This is a genomic window from Nocardioides sp. CPCC 205120 (assembly GCF_048654585.1).
Lineage (GTDB): Bacteria > Actinomycetota > Actinomycetes > Propionibacteriales > Nocardioidaceae > Nocardioides.
The window spans coordinates 1,695,868-1,716,685 of record NZ_JBMCYY010000001.1 but is presented as its reverse complement, the minus strand read 5'-3'; the positions used below and the strand labels follow the sequence as shown (position 1 = coordinate 1,716,685).

The 20,818-nt window shown below is 75.0% G+C and carries 25 protein-coding genes; 7 read left to right on the top strand and 18 right to left on the bottom strand.

The annotated features are described in order from the left end of the window. The first annotated feature begins 56 nt into the window (after nucleotides 1-56). Together xseA and ACOACO_RS08005 are read left to right on the top strand one after the other, a co-directional pair. Entirely contained in the window at nucleotides 57-1,334 is a 1,278-nt protein-coding gene (gene xseA / locus ACOACO_RS08010) for an exodeoxyribonuclease VII large subunit (protein ID WP_420295711.1), read from the top strand. Next, complete coding sequence (locus ACOACO_RS08005; protein WP_420295710.1) at nucleotides 1,327-1,554, top strand: exodeoxyribonuclease VII small subunit; 228 nt, start codon at nucleotides 1,327-1,329, stop codon at nucleotides 1,552-1,554. The genes xseA and ACOACO_RS08005 overlap by 8 nt, the downstream gene beginning before the upstream one ends. 24 nt (nucleotides 1,555-1,578) lie before the next feature. On the opposite strand, the gene ACOACO_RS08000 is transcribed toward ACOACO_RS08005, so the two are convergent. The 6 genes from ACOACO_RS08000 to ACOACO_RS07975 form a co-directional block, all read right to left on the bottom strand. After that, entirely contained in the window at nucleotides 1,579-2,433 is an 855-nt protein-coding gene (locus tag ACOACO_RS08000) for a WXG100 family type VII secretion target (protein ID WP_420295709.1), read from the bottom strand. Then, on the bottom strand, nucleotides 2,430-2,765 hold the full coding sequence (locus ACOACO_RS07995) for a hypothetical protein (protein WP_420295708.1): 336 nt from the start codon (nucleotides 2,763-2,765) through the stop codon (nucleotides 2,430-2,432). Before ACOACO_RS07995 ends, ACOACO_RS08000 begins: the two co-directional genes overlap by 4 nt. Beyond that, nucleotides 2,765-3,346, bottom strand: a complete 582-nt coding sequence (locus ACOACO_RS07990) for a YbaB/EbfC family nucleoid-associated protein (protein ID WP_420295707.1) — start codon at nucleotides 3,344-3,346, stop codon at nucleotides 2,765-2,767. The genes ACOACO_RS07995 and ACOACO_RS07990 overlap by 1 nt, the downstream gene beginning before the upstream one ends. Nucleotides 3,347-3,435: 89 nt before the next feature. Then, nucleotides 3,436-4,536 (bottom strand): glycerophosphodiester phosphodiesterase family protein, encoded by a 1,101-nt coding sequence (locus ACOACO_RS07985; RefSeq protein WP_420295706.1) that lies wholly within the window; start codon nucleotides 4,534-4,536, stop codon nucleotides 3,436-3,438. Nucleotides 4,537-4,621: 85 nt separating this feature from the next. Next, nucleotides 4,622-5,194 carry a hypothetical protein gene (locus ACOACO_RS07980; RefSeq protein WP_420295705.1) on the bottom strand — a complete coding sequence of 191 codons (573 nt, stop codon included), beginning with the start codon at nucleotides 5,192-5,194 and terminating at the stop codon, nucleotides 4,622-4,624. Between the two features lie 82 nt (nucleotides 5,195-5,276). After that, nucleotides 5,277-5,681 carry a hypothetical protein gene (locus tag ACOACO_RS07975; protein ID WP_420295704.1) on the bottom strand — a complete coding sequence of 135 codons (405 nt, stop codon included), beginning with the start codon at nucleotides 5,679-5,681 and terminating at the stop codon, nucleotides 5,277-5,279. 68 nt (nucleotides 5,682-5,749) lie between these two features. Between ACOACO_RS07975 and ACOACO_RS07970 the strand changes: the two genes are divergently transcribed. From ACOACO_RS07970 to ACOACO_RS07960, 3 genes are all read left to right on the top strand, one after another. Continuing rightward, nucleotides 5,750-6,337: a hypothetical protein gene (locus ACOACO_RS07970; RefSeq protein WP_420295703.1), complete on the top strand. Its 588-nt coding sequence runs from the start codon at nucleotides 5,750-5,752 to the stop codon at nucleotides 6,335-6,337. A gap of 149 nt (nucleotides 6,338-6,486) precedes the next feature. Beyond that, complete coding sequence (locus ACOACO_RS07965) at nucleotides 6,487-7,296, top strand: hypothetical protein (protein ID WP_420295702.1); 810 nt, start codon at nucleotides 6,487-6,489, stop codon at nucleotides 7,294-7,296. Between the two features lie 68 nt (nucleotides 7,297-7,364). Beyond that, nucleotides 7,365-8,411 (top strand): LLM class F420-dependent oxidoreductase, encoded by a 1,047-nt coding sequence (locus ACOACO_RS07960; RefSeq protein ID WP_420295701.1) that lies wholly within the window; start codon nucleotides 7,365-7,367, stop codon nucleotides 8,409-8,411. On the opposite strand, the gene ligD (ACOACO_RS07955) is transcribed toward ACOACO_RS07960, so the two are convergent. Genes ligD (ACOACO_RS07955) through ligD (ACOACO_RS07945) form a run of 3 tightly spaced genes read right to left on the bottom strand, consistent with a single transcriptional unit; the run spans nucleotide 8,401 to nucleotide 11,044 of the window. Further along, a complete protein-coding gene (gene ligD / locus ACOACO_RS07955; protein WP_420295700.1) occupies nucleotides 8,401-9,351 on the bottom strand; it encodes a non-homologous end-joining DNA ligase in 951 nt (316 codons plus the stop codon). The genes ACOACO_RS07960 and ligD (ACOACO_RS07955) overlap by 11 nt on opposite strands. A 2-nt stretch (nucleotides 9,352-9,353) precedes the next feature. After that, on the bottom strand, nucleotides 9,354-10,094 hold the full coding sequence (locus tag ACOACO_RS07950; RefSeq protein WP_420295699.1) for a L,D-transpeptidase family protein: 741 nt from the start codon (nucleotides 10,092-10,094) through the stop codon (nucleotides 9,354-9,356). Beyond that, nucleotides 10,091-11,044, bottom strand: coding sequence for a non-homologous end-joining DNA ligase (gene ligD / locus ACOACO_RS07945; protein WP_420295698.1), 954 nt, complete (start codon nucleotides 11,042-11,044; stop codon nucleotides 10,091-10,093). The genes ACOACO_RS07950 and ligD (ACOACO_RS07945) overlap by 4 nt, the downstream gene beginning before the upstream one ends. 140 nt (nucleotides 11,045-11,184) lie before the next feature. Between ligD (ACOACO_RS07945) and ACOACO_RS07940 the strand changes: the two genes are divergently transcribed. Beyond that, a complete protein-coding gene (locus ACOACO_RS07940) occupies nucleotides 11,185-12,225 on the top strand; it encodes a Ku protein (protein ID WP_420295697.1) in 1,041 nt (346 codons plus the stop codon). 87 nt (nucleotides 12,226-12,312) lie between these two features. Here the strand turns inward: ACOACO_RS07940 and ACOACO_RS07935 are convergent, their stop codons facing one another. The 8 genes from ACOACO_RS07935 to ACOACO_RS07900 all read right to left on the bottom strand — a co-directional run bounded on the left by ACOACO_RS07935 (nucleotide 12,313) and on the right by ACOACO_RS07900 (nucleotide 18,838). Then, complete coding sequence (locus ACOACO_RS07935; protein ID WP_420295696.1) at nucleotides 12,313-13,224, bottom strand: SDR family NAD(P)-dependent oxidoreductase; 912 nt, start codon at nucleotides 13,222-13,224, stop codon at nucleotides 12,313-12,315. 40 nt (nucleotides 13,225-13,264) lie between these two features. Beyond that, on the bottom strand, nucleotides 13,265-14,209 hold the full coding sequence (locus ACOACO_RS07930; RefSeq protein ID WP_420295695.1) for an aldo/keto reductase: 945 nt from the start codon (nucleotides 14,207-14,209) through the stop codon (nucleotides 13,265-13,267). Nucleotides 14,210-14,265: 56 nt separating this feature from the next. Continuing rightward, on the bottom strand, nucleotides 14,266-14,832 hold the full coding sequence (locus ACOACO_RS07925) for a DUF1697 domain-containing protein (protein WP_420295694.1): 567 nt from the start codon (nucleotides 14,830-14,832) through the stop codon (nucleotides 14,266-14,268). A 51-nt stretch (nucleotides 14,833-14,883) separates the two neighbouring features. Continuing rightward, on the bottom strand, nucleotides 14,884-15,390 hold the full coding sequence (locus ACOACO_RS07920) for a hypothetical protein (protein WP_420295693.1): 507 nt from the start codon (nucleotides 15,388-15,390) through the stop codon (nucleotides 14,884-14,886). 99 nt (nucleotides 15,391-15,489) lie between these two features. Then, nucleotides 15,490-17,187 carry a DEAD/DEAH box helicase gene (locus tag ACOACO_RS07915; RefSeq protein ID WP_420296315.1) on the bottom strand — a complete coding sequence of 566 codons (1,698 nt, stop codon included), beginning with the start codon at nucleotides 17,185-17,187 and terminating at the stop codon, nucleotides 15,490-15,492. Between the two features lie 116 nt (nucleotides 17,188-17,303). Next, on the bottom strand, nucleotides 17,304-17,549 hold the full coding sequence (locus tag ACOACO_RS07910; protein WP_420296314.1) for a DUF3039 domain-containing protein: 246 nt from the start codon (nucleotides 17,547-17,549) through the stop codon (nucleotides 17,304-17,306). Between the two features lie 109 nt (nucleotides 17,550-17,658). Beyond that, nucleotides 17,659-18,222, bottom strand: a complete 564-nt coding sequence (locus ACOACO_RS07905) for a YqgE/AlgH family protein (RefSeq protein ID WP_420295692.1) — start codon at nucleotides 18,220-18,222, stop codon at nucleotides 17,659-17,661. 70 nt (nucleotides 18,223-18,292) lie between these two features. Next, nucleotides 18,293-18,838, bottom strand: coding sequence for a hypothetical protein (locus ACOACO_RS07900; protein WP_420295691.1), 546 nt, complete (start codon nucleotides 18,836-18,838; stop codon nucleotides 18,293-18,295). Nucleotides 18,839-19,012: 174 nt separating this feature from the next. On the opposite strand from ACOACO_RS07900, the gene ACOACO_RS07895 reads away from it, so the two are divergent. Continuing rightward, complete coding sequence (locus tag ACOACO_RS07895; RefSeq protein ID WP_420295690.1) at nucleotides 19,013-19,762, top strand: TetR/AcrR family transcriptional regulator; 750 nt, start codon at nucleotides 19,013-19,015, stop codon at nucleotides 19,760-19,762. Here ACOACO_RS07895 and ACOACO_RS07890 read toward each other — a convergent pair. Further along, on the bottom strand, nucleotides 19,753-20,775 hold the full coding sequence (locus tag ACOACO_RS07890; protein WP_420295689.1) for a DUF3048 domain-containing protein: 1,023 nt from the start codon (nucleotides 20,773-20,775) through the stop codon (nucleotides 19,753-19,755). The two genes, ACOACO_RS07895 and ACOACO_RS07890, sit on opposite strands and share 10 nt — an antisense overlap. Nucleotides 20,776-20,818 lie beyond the last annotated feature (43 nt).

The window sequence follows — 20,818 nt, the reverse complement described above, 5'->3', positions numbered from 1 at the left end:
AGTCCTCGGTACGGCGGCGCGCGCCGGCGTCGGCGCGCTCCCCTAGGCTCACCGCCGTGGCCCTCGAGACCTCCCCCGAGCAGCCGGCACCGGTGCGGCAGATCGCCAACGCGGTCGCCGGCTGGATCGACCGGCTCGGGGCCGTGTGGGTCGAGGGCCAGGTCGCCCAGGTCAGTCGCCGCCCCGGGGTCAGCACCGTCTTCATGACGCTGCGCGACGGGGTGGCCGACCTGTCGGTGACGCTGACCTGCTCGCGCACCCTGTTCGACGGGCTGAACCCGCCGCTGGTGGAGGGCGCCAGCGTGGTGGTGCACGCGAAGCCGTCGTACTACCCGAACCGCGGCACCTTCTCGCTCTACGCCCGCGAGATCCGCATGGTCGGTCTCGGCGAGCTGCTCGCCCGGCTGGAGCGGCGCCGCCAGCTGCTCGCCGCCGAGGGCCTGTTCGCCTCGGAGCTCAAGCGCCCGCTCCCGTTCCTGCCCGGGGTCGTCGGCCTCGTCACGGCGCCCGGATCGGCTGCGGAGCGCGACGTGCTCGAGGTGGCCCGGCGGCGCTGGCCGGCGGTGCGGTTCCGCGTGGTGCACGCCGCCATGCAGGGCCAGCGGTGCGCGCCGGAGGTCATCGAGGCCGTCGAGCGGCTCGACCGGGACCCCGAGGTCGACGTGGTCGTCGTCGCCCGCGGCGGCGGCTCGGTGGAGGACCTGCTGCCGTTCTCCGACGAGGGCCTCGTGCGGGCCGTCCACGCGGTGCGCACACCGGTGGTCTCGGCCATCGGCCACGAGCCGGACTCGCCGCTGCTCGACCTCGTCGCCGACTGGCGCGCGGCCACCCCGACCGACGCGGCGAAGCGCATCGTGCCCGACGTGACGGAGGAGCGGCGCGGCGTCGCCCACGCCCGCGACCGCGCCCGCCGGGTGCTCGAGCACTTCCTCGCCCGGGAGCAGGCGGGGCTCGACGCCCTGCGCTCCCGGCCGGCCATGGCCGACCCGCGGCACCTGCTCGCCGTACGGGGGGACGAGGTCGCCGCCCTGCGCGACCGCGCCCGCCGCACCCTGCGCCACCGCCTCGACCGGGCCGCGGACGACGTCGAGCACCGGCGGGCCCGGGCGGAGTCGCTGTCGCCGCTGGCGACGCTGCGGCGGGGGTACGCCGTGCTCCAGACCGCCGACGGAACGGTCGTCACCGAGCTCGACCAGGTCAGCGTCGACGAGCCCGTGACCGTGCGGGTCGCCGACGGCCGCGTCCACGCCACCCCCACCCGGCTCGAGCGCCTCGAGTCCGACCTGACCCCCGACCGCGACACCGACCGCGAACCCGAGGAGACCGATGGCTGAGAAGAAGGCCGCCCCGCAGGAGGCCCTCTCCTACGAGCAGGCGCGCGACGAGCTGGTCGAGGTGGTACGCCGGCTCGAGAGCGGCGGCACGACGCTCGAGGAGTCGCTGGCCCTCTGGGAGCGCGCGGAGCTGCTGGCGCGCTCGTGCCAGACCTGGCTCGACGGGGCCCGCGAGCGGCTCGACGCCGCCGTCGGTGAGGACGACGGCGCCGAGCGCTAGTCGGGGAGCAGTACGACGAGCGGCTCAGCCGTTGCCGGGGTTCCAGCCGCCCTCGGAGTTGGCGTCGGTGACCAGGAACGGGTCGAAGGGCGGCCAGGCACCTCCCGGCAGTCCCTCGATGCCGAGACCGCTGGTGATGTCGGCCCACGAGCCGGCGTACGTCACGTTGAGCTCGATGAAGTAGTTCACGAAGTCCGTGACGATCGTGTTGATGTTGGTGACGATCTCGGTGATGAGGTTGATCGTCGGCGCGACCCAGGCGCCGGTCGCCTTGTCGAGGCTGGCGAAGCCCCCAGCGGCGTTGACGATGCCAGCCTGCAGGTTCACGAGGTTGCTGATCTGGTTGGCCCACTCCGTGAGCAGCCGCGCCGATCCCTCCTCGAGCAGCGACGCCGCCTCGCCGAGCACGGTGCCGACGGCCTTCGCCGCCTGGTCCTGCTGCTCGGCGATGGTGACGTAGGCGTTGAAGCCGCGGCCCTCCCAGTAGTTGCCGACCGCGGTGTTGGTCGACGCCACGGTGGTGCTCACCTCGCCGATCTCGATGACGGCGGTGCGGTAGTCGGCGGCCAGCCCGGCCATGCGCGGCGGGTCCCCGAGGATCTTCTGGGCAGCCGTCCGGATCTCCTCGACCGCGGAGTCCCAGCGCTCGCTGATCTGGTCGCAGGCGCCGTCGTAGATCTCCTGGATGGCCCGGCCGAGGAGCCAGCCGGCGATCCCGCCGGGGATGCCGCCGCCGGCGAAGCCGATCACGGTCCCGACCCACTCCGCGTTCTCGGTCAGCCACGTGGCGACGTCCTCGAACATCTGGCCGATCGCAGTGGCGACGTCCTCGATGCCCTGGTCGATCTCGGACAGGAACGTCTCCGGCGTCATGGTCATGACGGCACCCCGAAGTTGTCCGCGACGCTCGTGTCCGTGCCCGCGTAGTCGTTGGCGGTCTCGACGAGCCCGTCGGCGAGCAGCCCCGCAGCGGTCGCGCCCGTGTCGAGGGCGGTGACCATCGCCGCGTTGAAGTCCGCGTGCTTGCTGCTCGCGGTGTAGAGGGCGTCCGCGATGCCGAACAGGCCGACGAGGTCGAAGTCGGCGCTGACGTGGTCGCGGGCCGTCGTGAGCTTGCTGCCGATGTCGTCCCAGCGCGAGGCCGCGTCGACGAGCCGCTGGGCCTCGACGCTGAACCCTCCGCCCGGTGCTACCGGGTCCCCGTGTCCCATCACCACTCCCCTCTCGTGTAGGCGGAGGCGAAGGCCTCCTTCAGTGCGTAGCGCACGTCGTCGGCGGACGCCGACGACAACCAGGCGGCGTCGGCCTCCAGGCTGCTGTAGCCGGCCGGGAAGTGCGCGACGAGGCTCAGCTCTCGCTCGCGGGAGATCCCCCGGAGCGGGGCCGGGCGGCGGTCGCCGACACCTGGCCCGGCGAGGTCGGCGGGCGACAGGGCGGGCGGGGACGGCAGGGGCACCCGCGGGGCCGGCCGCACGCGGACCGCGCCCCGGCCCTCGACGAGGGCGAGCCCCGCCTCCTTCTCCTCGGGCGTGGCCGGGTCGTGGGCGGTGGCCTCGAGGGTCCGCCGCAGGGTGGCGACCTGGTAGGCCTCGTTGACCGCCGAGGCCAGGGCCGCGGGCTCCCGCAGCGCCTGGACGTCGTCGACCCGGACCTCGCTCACCCATCCGCTGGCGTCCAGCACGAGCGTCACCGCACCGTCGAGGCTGCTGCCCTCGACCGGCGCGTGCTCGGCGTACCCCTTCCGACCGTGCCGTCGCAGCTGGTCCAGCCGCGCGCGTACCGCCGCGTCCATCGATCCCCCTCGTCGATCGCGCGGGGTGGTCCCGCGCCGCGCGACCGGCCTACCCCCCAGGACCGGAGGGCCAAACCCGACAGGAGCCGTCAGGTGCGCGCGGCGACGACCGCGAGGGCGATCTCGGGGTGGTCGGTCGTCAGGCCGTCGACCCCGGCGTCGAGGAACGCGGCCGCCTCGGCGGCCAGGTCGCCGAACGCGGCCGGGTCGTCGCCGCGGCGCAGGTCGGTGGGCAGGAAGCGGTTCTCGGCGCGCAGCGTCCAGACCTGCACCGTCAGCCAGCGCCGGTGGGCGTCGCGGACGAGGGTGGTGGGCCGGCCCAGGCTGCCGTCGTCGCCGGGCGGCAGCACGAGCGCCTTCGAGACGCCGATGCCGTCGGCGTACTCCTCGACGCGGGCGAGGCCCTCGGGCGTCGAGAGGTCGCCGTACGTCGTGGCCTCGCCGTGCACCACGGCGTCGGGCGGCTGCCGGTCGGGGAGGTCGAGCAGCTGCACGACCTGCACCTTCGTGCGCGCCGCGAGGCGGCGCAGGACGCCGGTCTCGAACGACATGACGGTGACGCGGGCCCGGGGGTGGTCGAGGTCGTGGCGGCGCAGGTCGGCCAGCAGCGCGCCCTCCACGTCGAGCCCGCGCAGGCGGGCGTGCTCGACGTGCTTGAGCTCGAGCATGACGCCGACGACGCGCTGGCGGCGGACCGACTCGGCCTCCACCATGGCGAGCACCTCGGTGAGGGTGGGCACCCCCTCGCAGCCGTCGTGAGCGGCGGAGGAGACCCGCAGGTCCGGGAAGCGCTCGCGGGCGGTGAGCGTCTTGACCTCGGCGACCGTCAGGTCCTCCACGAACCAGCCGTCGCGCTCGACACCGTCGACGACCCGGCGGGTACGCCGGTGCGCGAGCTCGGGGCGGGTCGCCACGTCGGTCGTGACGGAGAGCTCGTTCTCGTGGCGGGCGACGAGCACGCCGTCCGCCGTGCACACGAGGTCGAGCTCGATGTCGTCGACGCCCGCGCGGATCGCGGTGCGGTAGGCGTCGAGGGTGTGCTCGGGGCGGTAGCCGGAGGCCCCGCGGTGCGCCGTCACGTTGGGGGTGACGACGAGGCTGGGGACGGCGCGCCGGGCGGGGCTCGGCAGGGCCGAGCGGCTGCGGGTGGGCGTCGTACGTCCGGGATCGAGCGTGATCTGGACCGTCACGCCACCGAGAGCACCAGCCGGGGACGACGGTGGCGCCACCGTCGGGTGACGGCGAGGTGACATCGGCGCGCACAGGCGCCGACGCTCACTCGGACGCGGGCTGCTCCGCGGTCTCCGGCAGGGTCTCCGGCGCGGTCTCCTCGGCAGCTGCCGCCTCGCTGGCGGCGACCGCGGCGCGGATGGCCTCGAGCGCGGCGTACCCGGCCGGGGTCAGCTCCCACAGCCCCGGGCCGCCGGAGGTGACGAGGCCGTCCTCGCCGAGGGCCCGGCGCTCCTTGGTCACGACCGTCCGCCAGCGGATCTCGCCGCTGGGGCCGACCGCGAGGTCGTCGCGCTGCAGGACCCCGGCCATCCGGACGGCCAGCTCGTCGAGCACCAGCTCGCGCTCCAGACGGCCCGCGTGGTCGCCCAGGATCGCGAGGACGTAGGGGCGGAACGCCGACTGCGGGGTGCGCCCCGGCGGGGTGCGGGGCGCGCGGCGCACGGGCGCGGCCGGCGCGGCCGGGGCTCCCGGGACGCGGGCGGTGGCCCGGCGCGTCGTAGCCGTGCCGGCCGGGGCGGTGGCGCGCGAGGTGCGCGTCGCCCGCGGGGCGGGGGGTGCTGCCACCGGCTCCGGTGGCGGCTTCGGCGCACCGTGGGGGCAGCTGATCAGGGACATGTCACAGTGCTCGCACCAGGCGTCCGCGCTCACCCGTCCACCATAGGACGACGGAGGCCCCCGCCTCCAAGCCGGACAGGGCTCAGCGGACCCGATCGGGCCCCGACGTGCGCGACGTCACGCGGCCCGGGCCGGGGACCGGGTCGGTCGGGAGACGCTGGGGACCGGTGCTGTGCAGCACCACGCCGGCCGCGACCGCCCACAGCAGGAGGAAGAGGCTCCCCCACAGGGCGCCGAGGGCGAGCGCGCCCGCGTACCCGACGTCGCCGCCGCCGCCGAGCAGGACGACAAGGAGACCCACCACCGCGAGCCACGTGCCGGCCATCGCGACCGGCAGCCGGACCGCCCCGGCGAGCGGGACGCCGGCCAGGAGGACGACGGCCTCCGCGACGGCCGGGAGGAACCACCCGAGCGACCCGTCGAGCGACCCGGCCACCACGAGGACCGTCCCGGTCCCGGCGACGACGGCGTACCTGCGCGCGTCCACGTGCACCTCCTCGGGCCCGACGGGCTCCTCGGCAGAGCCTAGACCGGCACGGCTGCTTGGATGCGGGGATGGACGAACGCGCGCGCGACGAAGAGCACCTGCGGAACCTCACCGCCACCGCGACGGTGCTGGGCGACCGTGAGCGCTTCTGGTCGCTGGTCGCCGCCGCCCCGACCGTCGACGAGGCCGTGGTCGCACTGCGGGCCTCGTACGGGTTCGACGAGACCCAGGCGGCCGTGGTGCTGGCGACGCAGGCCCGCCGGTTCGTCGCCAGCGAGGTGCGGAAGGTCCGCCAGGCCCTGGGCGAGCAGCCGGAGACTGCCCCGGACCCGACGGTCGAGCCTGCGTCGGACGAGCCCCACGAGGTGGCGTCGTCCCGCGTGCACGACGCGCGCGGCGACGTCCCGCCGGAGCCGCCCCACCTCTCTCCCGACCGCGTGGGCGACCTGGTCCGCTACGCGCGGGCCCAGGCCGCCTGGGTGAGGAACGAGCGGCGGAAGGCCCGGGCGCGGGACCTGGCGAGCCCGGGGCTCGACGAGGCGATCGCGACCTGGGACACCGTGGCGCTGGCGCTGGCGGAGACGTACGACCTGGTGGACCTGCTGCCGGGCGAGGAGGAGGACCGGGACGAGGGGCGTGGTTCCGAGGGCCGCTAGCGCGGCCACCTCAACCACCGAAACCAACCGAGCGGGTGCGGGACGCGGTTTCGAGGGCCGCTGGCGCGGCCACCTCGCCCACCGGCAGCCCACGGAGCGGTCGGCGCGACCAGCGGGGGGCCGACCGGCCCGCTCGTAGGCTCGAGGACATGACTGCGGCCGTCGTCGTCCTGGTCCTCGTCGCGGTCGCCGCTGTCGCGGTGGCCGCCACCCGGCGGGCGCGCGCCCGGCGGGAGCAGGAACGGGTGGCCGCGCTCGAGGCCGTCACCCGCGTCGCCGACGAGGACGTGACGCGCTTCGGCGAGGAGCTGCAGGACCTCCACCTCGAGACCCTCGCCACCGACCTCGACGTCGCGATGCGGCAGGACTACCAGCGGGCGCTGGACTCCTACGAGGCCGCCAAGGACCTGCTGCGCGACGTGCGCCGGCCCGACGACGTCAAGGCCGTGACCCGCTCGCTGGAGGACGGCCGCTACGCCATGGCCTGCGTGCTCGCCCGGCAGGCCGGGGACCCGCTCCCGCAGCGGCTCGCCCCCTGCTTCTTCAACGCCGCGCACGGCCCGTCGACCGAGGAGGTCGAGTGGGCGCCGCCCGGGGGCGTCGCGCGCGACGTACCCGTCTGCCGCGCCGACGCCGAGCGGCTCGCCGCGGGCGCCGAGCCCGACACCCGCATGGTGCGCGACGGCGCGAAGATGGTGCCCTGGTACGACGGCGGCGCTGCCTACCGCCCGTACGCCGACGGCTACTACGGCCTGGCCGCGATGAACGGCCTCTTCCCCGTCCTCGTGCTCAGCATGATGGCCAGCAACGCGTCCGCCTTCGACGCGTACGGCGGCGCCGACGGCACCGCGGGCGGGGGCTGGGACATGGGCGGCTCCGACGGCGGCGGGCACGACGGGGGCGGGTTCGACGGCGGCTTCGGTGGTGGCGGCGGGTTCGACGGTGGCGGCGGGTTCTGACCCGCGCGACGTGACGCACCGCACGGGGCGGTTGTCACGGTGACAGTCGTGCTGTCAGGGTGACCGGCATGACCCTTCGCATCGCGTCCATGCTCATGTACGACGGCAACCCGCGCACCGCCGCCGACCAGGTCAGCGCCTGGGAGAAGGCCGGTCTCGACTCGGTGTGGGTGGCCGAGGCGTACGGGTTCGACTCCCCCACGCTCATGGGCTACCTGGCCGCGAAGACCGAGACGGTCAAGATCGGCGCCGCGATCCTCAACATCTTCTCCCGCACCCCCGGCGCCCTGCTGCAGACGGCGGCGGGCCTCGACAACGTCAGCGGCGGCCGCGCGATCCTCGGCCTGGGCGCCTCCGGCCCGCAGGTCATCGAGGGCTTCCACGGCGTTCCCTACGAGAAGCCGCTGGCCCGCACCCGCGAGGTCGTCGAGATCGTCCGCCAGGGCCTGCGCCGCGAGCCGTTGCAGCACGAGGGGCTCATCAACCTGCCGCTGACCAAGGAGCAGGGCGCGGTCACCGGTCTCGGCAAGCCGCTGAAGCTGCTGACGAAGCCGGAGCGCTCCTCGATCCCGATCTGGATCGCCGCCCTCGGCCCGAAGAACGTCGAGCACACGGCCGAGTACGCCGACGGCTGGATCCCCCACCTCTTCCACCCGGAGAAGGCCGCCGGCGTGTGGGGCGACGCGCTCGCCGCCGGCCGGGCCAAGCGACCCGAGGAGCTCGGCACCCTGCAGGTCATGGCGGGCGGCATGCTCGCGATCGGTGAGGGCGAGGAGACCCGCGCGCTGCTCGACCTCGCGCGCCCGGTGTTCGCGCTCTACGTCGGCGGGATGGGCGCCAAGGGCAAGAACTTCTACAACGACGTCGCGAAGGCGTACGGCTACGAGCGGGAGGCCGAGGAGATCCAGGAGCTCTACCTGTCGGGCAAGAAGAAGGAGGCCGAGGCGCTCGTCCCGACCGAGTGGCTCGAGGCCGCCAACCTCGTCGGCCCCGCCTCCTACGTGAAGGAGCGCCTCGCCGCCTTCGAGGAGGCCGGCGTCACCGACATCAACGTCACCCCGGTCTCCGCCGACCCCGCCGCCACGATCGCGGAGCTGCGCGACCTCATCGGCTGACGCGGAACAGGTCGCCGTGGGCGGCGACCCGGTCGAGGACGACGTCGAAGGTCATCTGCTCCAGCGCGAGCGGGTCCCCGGCGCCGTCCTCGACCTCGTCCCACGTCAACGGGGCCGCCGCGAACGGGCGGTCGCGCCCCCGCAGCGAGTACGGCGCGACGGTCGTCTTCGAGCCGGCGTTCTGCGACCAGTCGAGGAACACCTTCCCGCCCCGGCGCTGCTTCGTCATCGTGGCGGTGACGAGCGATCCGTGGGAGCGCTGCAGGTCCTCCGCGGCCTCGCGGGCCAGCGCGGTCGAGGCGTCCGGGTCGGTCGGCGCCTCGGCGCACGGCAGGGCGTCGAGGTCGGCGTACAGGTGCAGTCCCTTGCTCCCGCTGAGCACGGGGGTCGTCGCCATCCCGCGCTCGGCGAGACGGTCGCGCACCATCAGCGCGACGACGCAGCACTCGTGGAGCCCGGCGGGGTCGCCGGGGTCGAGGTCGATGACGAGGCGGTCGGGGCGCCGCGAGCGGCCCGACCGGCCGACCCGCCACTGGTGCACGTGCAGCTCGAGCGCCGCCAGGTTGACCAGCCAGGTGAGCGTCGCGAGGTCGTCGACGACGGGGAAGTGGATCGTGCCGTCCTCCGGCTCGCCGCCGGTGCTGCGGGCGCGCCGCGAGCCGGTCGTCGACACCTCCGCGGTGCGCACCCACGGCGGGGTGCCGGAGGGCGCGTTCTTCTCGAAGAAGCTCTGGCCCCCGACGCCGTGCGGCCAGCGCACCCGCGTCACGGCCCGGTCGCGCAGCTGCGGCAGCAGCACCGGCGCGATGCGGGCGTAGTAGTCGAGCACCTCGCCCTTGGTGGTGCCCGTCGTCGGGTAGAGCACCTTCTGCAGGTTGGTCAGGCGCAGCACGCGGCCCTCGACCTCGACCCGTACCTCCGTGCCCGCCGCGGCCGGCACCCTCAGTGGCCGATCGCGATCAGCGGCACCTGCGGGGGCTCGAGGTGCAGCATCAGGGCCTCCATCACGTGCCGCGGCACGCTGACGCAGCCGGCGGTCGCGCCCGAGCCGTTCACGTGCAGGAAGATGCCGGAGCCGCGGTGGCGGACCTGCTCGCGGTAGTTGTAGTCGGTCACGACGCTCATCTCGTACTGCGCGCCGTAGTCCGTCAGCCGCTCCGAGGAGTCCGCGCCCTTCAGCCACCAGCGGAACCCGCCCTGGTCCTGGTGCCGGTAGCGGTTGTAGTGCCCCGACGCGTTGTCCTGCACCCAGAAGTCGCCCGGCATGATCCTGCGGTAGGGCATCCGCCACGGCGTCTGGTGGTTCCACTTCCCGAACGTCGAGATCAGCCCGTGGGTGCCGAGCGGCGTCGCGCCGCTGCCCTGCCGGCGGCTCGCGGGGGCGACGAGCCCGCCGTACCCGATCCGGCCGTCCGTGGTGAGGAACTGCACGTCCCAGCGGCCGCTGCGCAGCTGCCAGAACGCGACGCGGGCGCGGTAGCCGCTCGTGCGGTTCACCGTGACGACGGCGCGGGTGCCGGCGCGCAGGGCCACGTCGATGCCGTCGAGGCGCACGGTGCTGGCGGCCTGCGCCGCCGTCGGCCGCACGAGGCCGGTGACGGCGAGGGCGCCGATGGTGCCCAGGGCCGCGCGCCGCGTGGCCGTGTACGGCGTGGCGCCGCGGGTGGTGGGGGGTGTGCTCACAGGTCCTCCGCTCCGAGGTCGGTTCGGACCCCACGGTACGACGGCTGCCGCAGCCGCGCACCGGACTCCTCGGGTGCGCCGCCCAGGCCGAGCGCCTCGACGTCGACCACCACGACCGGGTCGACCCAGTGCGTGCCCGCGGCGTCGACGCGCGGGACCTCGTCGGCGAACGGGCTCGTGGGGCGCTCCAGCGGGGCCAGCAGGTCGCGCAGCACGGGACCCGCCTTGCCCGCGATGCCCGAGCCGACGCGCCCGCGGTAGAGCAGGCCGGAAGCGGTCGGCGTACCGACGAGGAGGGCGCCGAGCCGCGAGGTCGAGCCGGTCTCCGGGCGCCAGCCGCCCACCACGTAGGACTCGCGGCGCCGGTGGGGGAACTTCAACCAGTCGCGGCTGCGGGCGCCGGGCTGGTAGGTCGACCCGGCGCGCTTGCTGACGATGCCCTCGAGGCCCTGCTGGTCCGTCGCGGCCAGCAGCATGGCGCCGTCGTCGTACGTCGGGGGCACCTGCCAGCGGTCGTCGACCGCGACGAGCTCCTCGAGCCGCTCCCGGCGCTCGGCCAGCGGAAGGCGCAGCAACGAGCGGTCCCCGACCTCGAGGAGGTCGAAGGCGACGAGGGTGACGGGCTGGGTGGCCGCGAGGCGCGCGGCCCGGCGGGTGTCGCGCACGTGCATCCGGTCGGCGAGGGCGGCGAAGCTGGGGCGGCCGTCGGCGAAAGCGACCACCTCCGCGTCGATCACGGCGTCGCGACCGCCGACCGCGTCGACCAGGCCGGCGAGCTCGGGGTAGGCGGCGGTGACCGTGTTGCCGTTGCGGCTCTCGAGGCGCAACGCACCGTCGCGCACGTGGGCGAGGACGCGCATCCCGTCCCACTTGACCTCGTGCACCCACCCCCCGCCGGCGGGCACGGCGTCGCCCCGGGTCGCGAGCATCGGGCGCAGGTCGGTCCTCACGCGTTCATCCTGCCCTGGTCCGGGGTACCGGTGGAGGCGATACTGACCGGGTCGCCCGACGGTCTTCCCCGCCCCCGATGAGTCCGGGGCGCCGTCGGGGTCGGAGCTGGTGGCCCGGTGGCGACGGAGAGGAGTGGGCGATGCGCGCGATCTGGAAGGGTGCGGTCTCGTTCGGCCTGGTGAGCGTGCCGGTCAAGCTCTACGCCGCGACCGAGTCCCACGACGTCTCGTTCCGCCAGGTGCACGCCAAGGACGGCGGCCGCATCCGCTACCAGCGCGTCTGCTCGCTCGACGGCGAGGAGGTGCCCTACGCCGACATCGCGAAGGGCTACGAGACCGAGGACGGCGAGATGGTCGTGCTCGACGAGGACGACCTGGCGTCGCTGCCGTCGAGCTCCTCGCGCGAGATCGCCGTCGAGAAGTTCGTGCCGAGCGAGCAGATCGACCCGATGCTCTTCGAGAAGTCCTACTACCTCGAGCCCGAGAAGAGCGGCGCCAAGCCCTACGCCCTGCTGCGCGAGGCGCTGCTCGCCGCCGACCGCATGGCGGTCGTGACCGTCGCGATCCGCAACCGCACCACCATCGCCGTGCTCCGGGTGCGCGACGACGTGATCGTGCTGCAGACGATGATGTGGCCCGACGAGGTGCGCACCCCCGACTTCTCCGTCGAGGTCGGCGAGGTGAAGGACACCGAGGTCAAGATGGCGCGGATGCTCGTGGAGACCCTCGCGGGCGACTTCGACGCCGACGAGTTCACCGACGACTACGCCGAGGCGGTCGAGGCGGTCGTCAAGGCCAAGGTCGAGGGCGGCGAGGTGAAGCGCACCGAGACCACCACGAAGAGCTCGGGCGAGGTGGTCGACCTGCTCGCCGCGCTGCAGCGATCGGTGCAGGCCGCCAAGAAGGCCCGCGGCGAGGACGTGCCGGACGAGGCGGAGGACGACGCCGCCGACGACAGCTCGGACGACGCCGGCGAGGCCGAGGAGAAGCCCACCCGGAAGAGCGCCCCGCGCAAGACGGCCGCGAAGAAGACCACCGCCAAGGCGCCGGCGAAGAAGGCGGCCTCGAGGACCGCCGGCGGGGGCACGACGAAGAAGCCGGCCGCCAAGAAGTCGGCCACCAAGAAGACCGCCGCCAAGAAGACCGCCACGAAGAAGACCGCCGAGCGCAAGGCCAGCTGACCCCGCCCGTCCGTCACCACTCCCCCGCACCCGCCCGCGGCGCCGCGGGCACGGCGTACGACGTGTGGGTGCGGTCGGGCGGCCGGCTCAGCCGAGCGAGCCGTCGCGGGAGCGCACGCGCCCCGGGTCGTCCGCGCCGCGGGCGGCGACGGAGTCGGGGAAGGCGCGGTCGGCCAGCGAGAACACGAGGTCGGTGAGCCGCGGCGCGACGACGTTCGCGATCTCGGCGACGCGGGCGGGCAGCACGTCGACGGTGATCGGGCGCTCCTCCAAGGCCCGCACGATCTTCAGCGCGGCCTGCTCCGGCGTCAGCGCCGGGACCCGGGAGTAGGCCTCGGTGGGGGCGACCATGTCGGTGCGCACCAGCGGCAGGCGGACGTTCGTGAAGGTCACGTTGTCGCGGTAGGTCTCGCGGCCCGCGATGCGCCCGAACACGTCGAGGGCGGTCTTCGAGGCGATGTAGGCCGCGAACTTCGGGCTCTTCACCTGCACGCCCCACGTCACGACGTTGACCACGTGGCCGAAGCGCTGCGCCCGCATCGCCGGCAGCAGGCCCATCGTCAGCCGCAGCGGCCCGAAGTAGTTGACCGCCATCGTGCGCTCGAAGTCGTGGAGCCGGTCGTGGGTGAGGTCGAGCGAGCGGCGGATCGAGCGGCCCGCGTTGTTGACGAGGTGGTCGACGGGCCCGAACTCGGCGACCACCCGCCGTACCAGCGCGTCGACGGCGGGGCCGTCGGTGAGGTCCACGACGAAGGTGTACGCCGTGCCCCCCGCCGCCTCGATGGCGTCGCGGACCCGGTCGAGCTCCGCGGCGCGCCGCGCCACCAGCAGCACCGTCGCGCCGCGTGCGGCGACCGCCCGGGCCGTGGCCTCGCCGACGCCCGAGGAGGCGCCGGTGACGAGCACGGTGCGGCCCGCGAGGGGGCTGGTCGGGTCGCCGGTGAGGGTGCGCACGACCCGCCGCACGCGGGCCAGCGGGGTCGCCAGGAGGAGGGACATGGATCGAGCGTACGGCGGCACCCGCCGCCCGCGGGACCCCTCAGCGGGCGGCGTCGAGCCGCGCGCGCTGGTCGGGGTCGAGCTCGAGCGTCGCCGCGGCGAGCGCCTCGTCGAGCTGCTCGGCCGAGGAGACGCCGACGATCGGGCGCATCGCGGGTCGGCCGCCGAGCAGCCAGGCCAGCACCACCTGGCCGGGGCGCACCCCGAGCTCGCCGGCCACCTCGTGCAGCACGGTGAGGCGGCGCGTCGTGCCGGGGTGGTCGTAGGGCTCGGGGAACGGCCGGTCGGCGCGGTCGTAGCTGCCCTGCACGAGCGGGCTGTAGATCCACAGGTCCAGGCCCGGGTGCTCGGTGACGTAGTCGACGGTCTCGTCGGAGACGAAGCCGAAGCGGTGGTCCTTGCCGGGCACCTCGGTGTCGGGGCGCGGGCGCACGTAGGAGGTCGACAGCTGCAGCGCGGTGAACGGCTCCGTGCCCGCCGCCGCGGCGAGCGCGTTGGCCCGCTCGACGCGCCACGTGGGGTGGTTGGAGATGCCGATCCGGCGCACCTGGCCGTCGCCGACCAGCGAGCCGAAGGTCGCGACGACGTCCGCCAGCGGCACGCTGCGGTCCTCCAGGTGGGCCCAGTAGACGTCGATGACGTCGACGCCGAGGCGCTCGCGGCTCGCGACCACGGAGCGGCGGACCACGTCGGGGGCGAGACCGACGAGGCGGCTGAAGTCGCCTGGCACGACGGGCTCGGGGCCGACCTTGGTGGCGAGCACGACCTCGTCGCGGACCCCGGGGTTGCGGCGCAGCCACGTGCCCAGCAGCTCCTCGCTCTGGCCCCCGGCACCGGTGTCCGACGCCCAGAACGCGTAGCAGTCGGCGGTGTCGAGCGTGGTCCCGCCCGCCTCGACGAAGCGGTCGAGCAGCGCCAGGGAGGTGCGCTCGTCGGTCTTCGTCCCGAAGTACATGCACCCGAGCACGAGGTCGCTGACAGCCATGCGCCCGATCGTCGCAGACGGCCCCACCTGGCGCCCGCGCCGGCCGCGCCGACACCTCAGCACCAGTCGGCGGCCACCCGTCGTACGACGGTCAGGTTGCGGCTGGTGCCCCGGACGCCGAGCACGCGCTCGGCGCGGGCGTTGTCGAGGCGGGTCGCGACGTACCCCCCGGTCAGCGTCAGGTGCATCGCCCGGCCGCTGACCCGGACCCGGGCGTCGGGGCCCGACAACGCCTCGAACGCGGCAGCCGCCTCCGGCGCGGGGGTGTCGCGCAGGAGGGTGACGTACTGCCCCGCGGGCGGCTCGGCGCCACCGGTCGCCGCCTCGGCGGTGGCGGCCGCGAGCATCGCCTCGCCCTCCGCGGCGGCCGTGCGGACCTCCGCCGGCGTCAGCACGGCCACCTCGATCGGGAAGCCCCGCTCGGCGCTCAGCGCCTCCTCGAGCCGCTCGGTCAGGCGCTCGATGCTCCGCATCGGGGTGCGCAGCAGCACGTTGCCGGTGTGGATGTAGGTCGTGGGGTCGGCGAAGCCCGCGGCCTCCAGCGCCGCGCGCAGCTCGACCATCGGGTAGCGGCGGCGCGGGCCCAGGTTGATGGCCCGCAGGAACGCGACGTAGGTGGGCACGGCGTCATCGTCGCGCATCCGCGCCGCGCGCGGGCGCCACCGCGCGCGACCTCACTGCGCCGCGGGCGCCTCGGGGGTCGCGCAGTAGGAGACGGCCCCGTCGGCCGGGCCGTGGTAGGCGAAGTCGGCGCCACCGACGGCCAGCACGACGCGCCGGCCCGGGACGATGGCCTGGGTGTACGTGCCGCCCGCGCTCGGGCAGCCCAGCGCGCCGCTGCGCCACTCCACGGCGTCGTCGGAGACGACCGTGACGTCGGCCGGGTCGACGCCCTCGCGCTCGGCGAGGTCGGCCACCGCGGCCGTGACCACCGCGTCGTACGACGTGCCCCCCGCGTCGCCGGAGCCGCCGGAGCCGCTCGAGCCGCCCGAGCCGGCCGAGCCGTCGGAGCCGTCGGAGCCGTCGGGGGTCGCGCTCGAGTCGTCCCGCGCCGAGGGCGCCGCGTCGTCGCCTCCGTCGGCGCCGCACCCGGCGAGTGCGAGACCGGCGACGAGGGCGAGACCGGCGACGAGGGCGAGACCGGCCAGCGGCGTGCGCAGGCGCGTGCGGTCGTGGGCCATCCGAGATCAGCTCCTGGGTCGGTCGGGCTGCGGTCCACCCTAGGACGCGCGCCGGCCGCGACCGGTTCCCGAGCGGGTCGATCCACGCAGCATGGCGCCTCAGGACGTGCGCCGCACCGCCCAGTCGCGGATGCGGTCGATGCGGGCGCGCAGCTGCTCCGCGGTGGCGACGGCCGCCGGCGGGCCGCCGCAGTCGCGCCGCAGCGCCGCGTGGGTCACGCCGTGCGGCTGCCCCGTGCGGTGGTTCCACGCCGCCACCAGCCCGTTGAGCTCGCGGCGGAGCACCGCCAGCTGCTCGTGCGCGGTCAGCTCGTCGGGGGTGTCGGCCGGCCGGGTCGGCGCGGGGCCGGCGTCGGCGGCCGCCTTCTGCTTGCGGGCACGCTCGGACTGCCGCGACTGCAGCAGGTCGCGCACCTGGTCGGCGTCGAGGAGGCCCGGGATGCCGAGGAAGTCCATCTCCTCCTCCGAGCCGACGCTCACCTCGCCCGCGTGGCCGAACTCGCCGCCGTCGTAGAGCACCCGGTCGAAGACCGCCTCGGACCCGAGCGCCTCGAAGGGCAGCTGGCCCTCCTCGGCCATCGCGGACTCGCTCGCGTTGGCCTGCGCGAGCAGGTCCTCCTCGGCGGCGAAGATGTCGTCCTCGTCCTTCACCGTGCGCCCCAGCACGTGGTCGCGCTGCACCTCGAGCTCGGAGGCGAACTCGAGCAGGCGCGGCACCGACGGCAGGAAGACCGATGCGGTCTCCCCCCGCTTGCGGGCGCGCACGAAGCGGCCGACGGCCTGGGCGAAGAACAGCGGGGTGGAGGTGGTCGTGGCGTAGACGCCGACCGCCAGGCGCGGCACGTCGACGCCCTCGGACACCATGCGGACCGCGACCATCCAGCGGCTCTCCGCGGCGGCGAACTCCGAGATCTTCTTCGACGACGCCTTCTCGTCGCTCAGCACGACGGTGGCCGCCTCGCCGGTGATCGCGCGCAGCAGCTTGGCGTAGGCCCGGGCCGAGGTCTGGTCGGTGGCGATGACGAGACCGCCCGCGTCGGGCACGTGCCGGCGTACCTCCGAGAGCCGCTTGTCGGCGGCCGCGAGGACCGACGGCATCCACGACCCGGCGGGGTCCAACGCGGTGCGCAGGGCGTGCGCCGTCATGTCCTTCGTCAGCGGCTCGCCGAGCCGGGCGGCGACCTCGTCGCCGGCCCGGGTGCGCCACTGCATCTCGCCGGAGTAGGCGAGGAACAGCACGGGCCGCACGACGTGGTCGGCGAGCGCGTGCTCGTAGCCGTAGGTGTAGTCGGCCACCGAGCGCGGGATCCCGTCCGGGCCCGGCGCGTAGGTGACGAACGGGATCGGGTTGATGTCGGAGCGGAACGGCGTGCCCGTCAGGGCGAGCCGGCGCTGCGCGGGCTGGAACGCCTCGCGGACGCCCTCGCCCCACGACAGCGCGTCACCGGCGTGGTGGATCTCGTCGAGGATCACGAGCGTGCGGAACCGCTCCGTGCGGATGCGCATCGCCAGCGGGTTCACCGCGACACCGGCGTAGGTGACGGCGATCCCGACGTACTCCTTCGAGGTGCGGCCCTGGCCCGCGGCGTACGCCGGGTCCACCGGGATGCCGACCTTCGCCGCCGCCGAGGCCCACTGCACCTTGAGGTGCTCCGTGGGCGCGACGATGGTGATGCGGTCGACGATGCGCCGGTCCAGCAGCTCCTTGGCGACCGAGAGCGCGAAGGTGGTCTTGCCGGCGCCGGGGGTCGCGACCGTCAGGAAGTCCTTCGGGGAGTCCTCGAGGTACTGCCGCATCGCGGCCGCCTGCCACGCACGCAGCGACGGGGCCGTGCCCCACGCCGCACGCCCCGGCCAGGCCGGCGACAGGTCGACGGTGGTGGGCTCCTGCGGGCTGCCGGGTGCTGCCCCGCTCACGCCTCGTCGCCCGAGCCGCCGCCCTTGCCCGAGCCGTCCTGCATGGACTCCCAGACCTCCTTGCACTCCGGGCAGACCGGGAACTTCTCCGGGGCGCGGCTGGGCACCCAGACCTTGCCGCACAGGGCGATCACGGGGGTGCCGAGCACCATCGCCTCGGTGAGCTTGTCCTTCGGCACGTAGTGGCTGAACCGCTCGTGGTCACCGTCGTCGACCGGGACCGTACGACGGTCCTCCACCACGCTGGTGCCACCGCTCGTGCCCGGGCCGGAGAATCCGATGCGAGTGCTCACGGGGTCGATCCTACGGTCCCCCGGGCGCTCCGACCGACTCGACGGAGCGGTCCGGGGGTCAGTTCAGGGTGGGGTCGACCGGCCGGTTCACGGCCCACGCGAGCTCGCCGGGCTGGCGCCGCAGCACGTCGCGGCGCAGGTCGTCGGGGTCGTCGGCGAAGGCGTCCGCGGGGACGCCGGGAACGACGTACCAGCTGCCCTCGGCGACCTCCGCGTCGAGCTGGCCCGGGCCCCAGCCGGCGTACCCGACGAAGATCCGGAGCGCGGCGAGCCCGCCCTCGAGCAGCTCGACGGGCGTGTCGAGGTCGACGACGCCCATGCCCATCCCGCCGATCACCTCGCGGTAGCCGACGGGCGGCGCCGCGGGGTCCGCCGGGCGGGCGAGACCGAGGGCGCCGTCGGGGCTCACGGGCCCGCCGCGGAAGACGACGTCCGGGTCGGAGACCACGTCGCGCCACTGGTCGAGCACGTCGGCGACCAGCACGGGCGAGGGATGGTTGAGCACGACACCGAGGGCGCCGTCCTCGTCGCTGTCGAGCAGCAGCACCACTGCCTCCGCGAAGTTCGGGTCCAGCAGCTCCGGCGAGGCGACCAGGAGCATCCCGGGACGGGGCTCGATCATGCGTCCATCATGCACGCGACCGCCGCACCCCGGGGGGTACGGCGGTCGCGGTCGTGCTGCGGGACCGGCCTCACGCGGCGAGCGCCGCCCGCAGCCGGTCGAGCAGGGTGGGGCGCGACGACGCGGCGTGGGCGCCGGGCCGGGGCGCGTCCGCCGGCTCGGCGGCGAGCGTCGCGCGGGCGCGGTCCTCGATCGCGGCGCCGACGGCGGCCGACGCGGCGTCGTCGAAGCTCGAGCGGCCCGCCATGGCGGCGAGCATGAGGCGCTCCTTCGTCACGGCGACGCCGAGCATGCGGTCGGCCTCCTCGCCGGCGCCCTCGCCCGTCGCCCGGTCGAGCACCATCCGCACGCCGGCCAGGTCGCGCGCCGTCGCCACCCAGGCGGCCACGACGGCGGCCTCGAGGTCGAGCGGCTGCGCGGAGAGCTCGCGGTCGATGCGCCCGGCCAGGCGGGTGTGCCAGCGCAGCTGCAGCGCGCCCAGCAGGTCGAGCTCGTCGCGGAAGGTCTCGGCGACGCCCGCGACGTCGGTGGGCAGCACGCCGTCGCGCCGGGCGGCCGCGGTCGCGGCCACGGTCGCGAGCACCTCGCCGCGGCGGTGGTACGAGTTCCACGTCATGGTCGTCTCCTTCGGTCCAGCATTCACATACCCGCGGTACGTACTCCGAGTATGCCCACCAGGTACCCACGACCGAAGGCCCCGCCACGGTGACGTCGCGCACGTGGCGACGCTCACCTCCGGCGGCCGTCCTGACCGGCCCGGCGGCGGACCCCGCCTATGCTGGGCCGCGCCATGAGCAAGCCCCCGTCGTCCAAGCGCCGCCTGCCCGGGCTCCCGTCCGTGCCCGGCACCAACCGCCGCGCGCAGTACTCGGCGACGACGAAGCGGGCCCTGGTCGACGTCGCCGAGCGCCTCTTCGCCGAGGAGGGGTACGCCGGAGCCTCCCTCGACGCGATCGTGGCGGGCGCCGAGGTGACCAAGGGCGCGCTCTACCACCACTTCCACGGCAAGCGGGCGCTGTTCGAAGCCGTCTTCGAGCGCGTCGAGAGCGAGGCCGTGAAGGCCATCCAGCGCTCGATGGACCAGGCGCGCGACCCCTGGGACAAGGCGCTGGCCGGGCTGCGCGCCTTCGTCGCGGTCGTGCAGCAGCCGGCGTACCGGCGCGTGGTCGTGCAGGAGGGGCCCGCCGTGCTCGGCTACGAGCGCATCCGGGAGCAGCAGGAGCGCACGAGCTTCGCCCTCGTGCACGACATGGTCGCCGACGTGCTCGCCGACCCGCGCGCCCCGCTCGACGAGCTCCTGCTGTCGTCCTTCAGCAGCGTGTTCTTCGGTGCGCTGTCGGCCGCCGGCGAGTTCGTCGCCGACAGCGACGACCCGGGCGCGGCCAGCCGCCGCGTGGAGGTCGTCGTCGGCTACATCCTCGGCGGGATGCAGCTCATGCGGGACGGGGGCGTCGCGCTCCCCACGACCGCGCAGCTCGACGAGCCCGAGGGACTCGAGGCGCTCGAGGCGGCCGAGGGGCCCGACGGCGCTCAGTCGTAGGTGATCGACCCGGTCTCGGCCGGGACCAGCTCGATCCACGTGTGCCCGGCCGGCACGGCCAGCGCGGCGCCGTCCATCGTCAGCAGGCGCAGCCCGGAGGCCTCCGTGTCCTTGGACCAGGTGGCCTCCACGGCGCGGCCCCCGTGGAAGAGCGTCGCCGTGCCGGTGCCCGCCAGCACCGTCTCGGGGACGGGGTTGCCCGCCGGGTCGAGGTAACCGGCGTCCACCACCTCCACCTCGAGGGCCACGACGGTGTCGGCGCGGAAGCCGTCGCCCTCACCGGCGTTGCCGTCGACGACGGCGTAGCCGTCCCCGTCGAGCTCCCAGCTCGTCGTGTGCGACGGCGAGAACCGGACGTTGACCTCCGTGGCCGGCGCGCCCGCGGCCCACACCGCGCCGTCGCCCCACTCGAGGTAGTCGTCGGGGCGCTCCCCGTCGGACGGGGCGCCCTCGACCTCGGTGAGGTCGGCGAAGAGGTTGTAGGGGATCCGGCGGGCGTCGCTGCGGGAGAACCCGGCGGGGGTGCCCTCCTCCTCCACGAAGCTCACCCCGGCGTCCCGGAGCCGCGTGATCGTGCGCTGCGCCGCGCCGCTGGTGACGACGGTCGTGTCGTCGGCGGGCACGATGCCGATGTCGCTGGCACGCATGGAACGGACCGGCCCGACCTCGTCCGGCAGCTCGGTGTGGAAGAACGCCGCGAGCCGCGTGGTGCCGCCCTCGACCAGCTCCTCGACCACCAGGTCGGCGCTGCCGAGGCCGCGCTGGGGCGCGGACGCCGCCGTGTTGTCGATCTTCACCACGAAGGCGGGCCCCGTCGTGTCGGACGGGTCCGCGGGCAGGCCCGTGTACGGCCAGGTCGGCGACGGCTCCGGGGCGACCGCGGGTGCGGCGTCGCCCTCCTGGCCGGCCGCGTCGCCGGTCCCGCCGGAGCAGGCCGCCGCCCCCAGGGCGAGCACGAGCGCCCCGACCCCGCCGATCGTCCGCCGGGCCCGTGCCCGCGCCGTACCTGCCACTGCCCTGCTCCTCGTCGTCCCGCTGCGACCGGCTGAGCCGCCG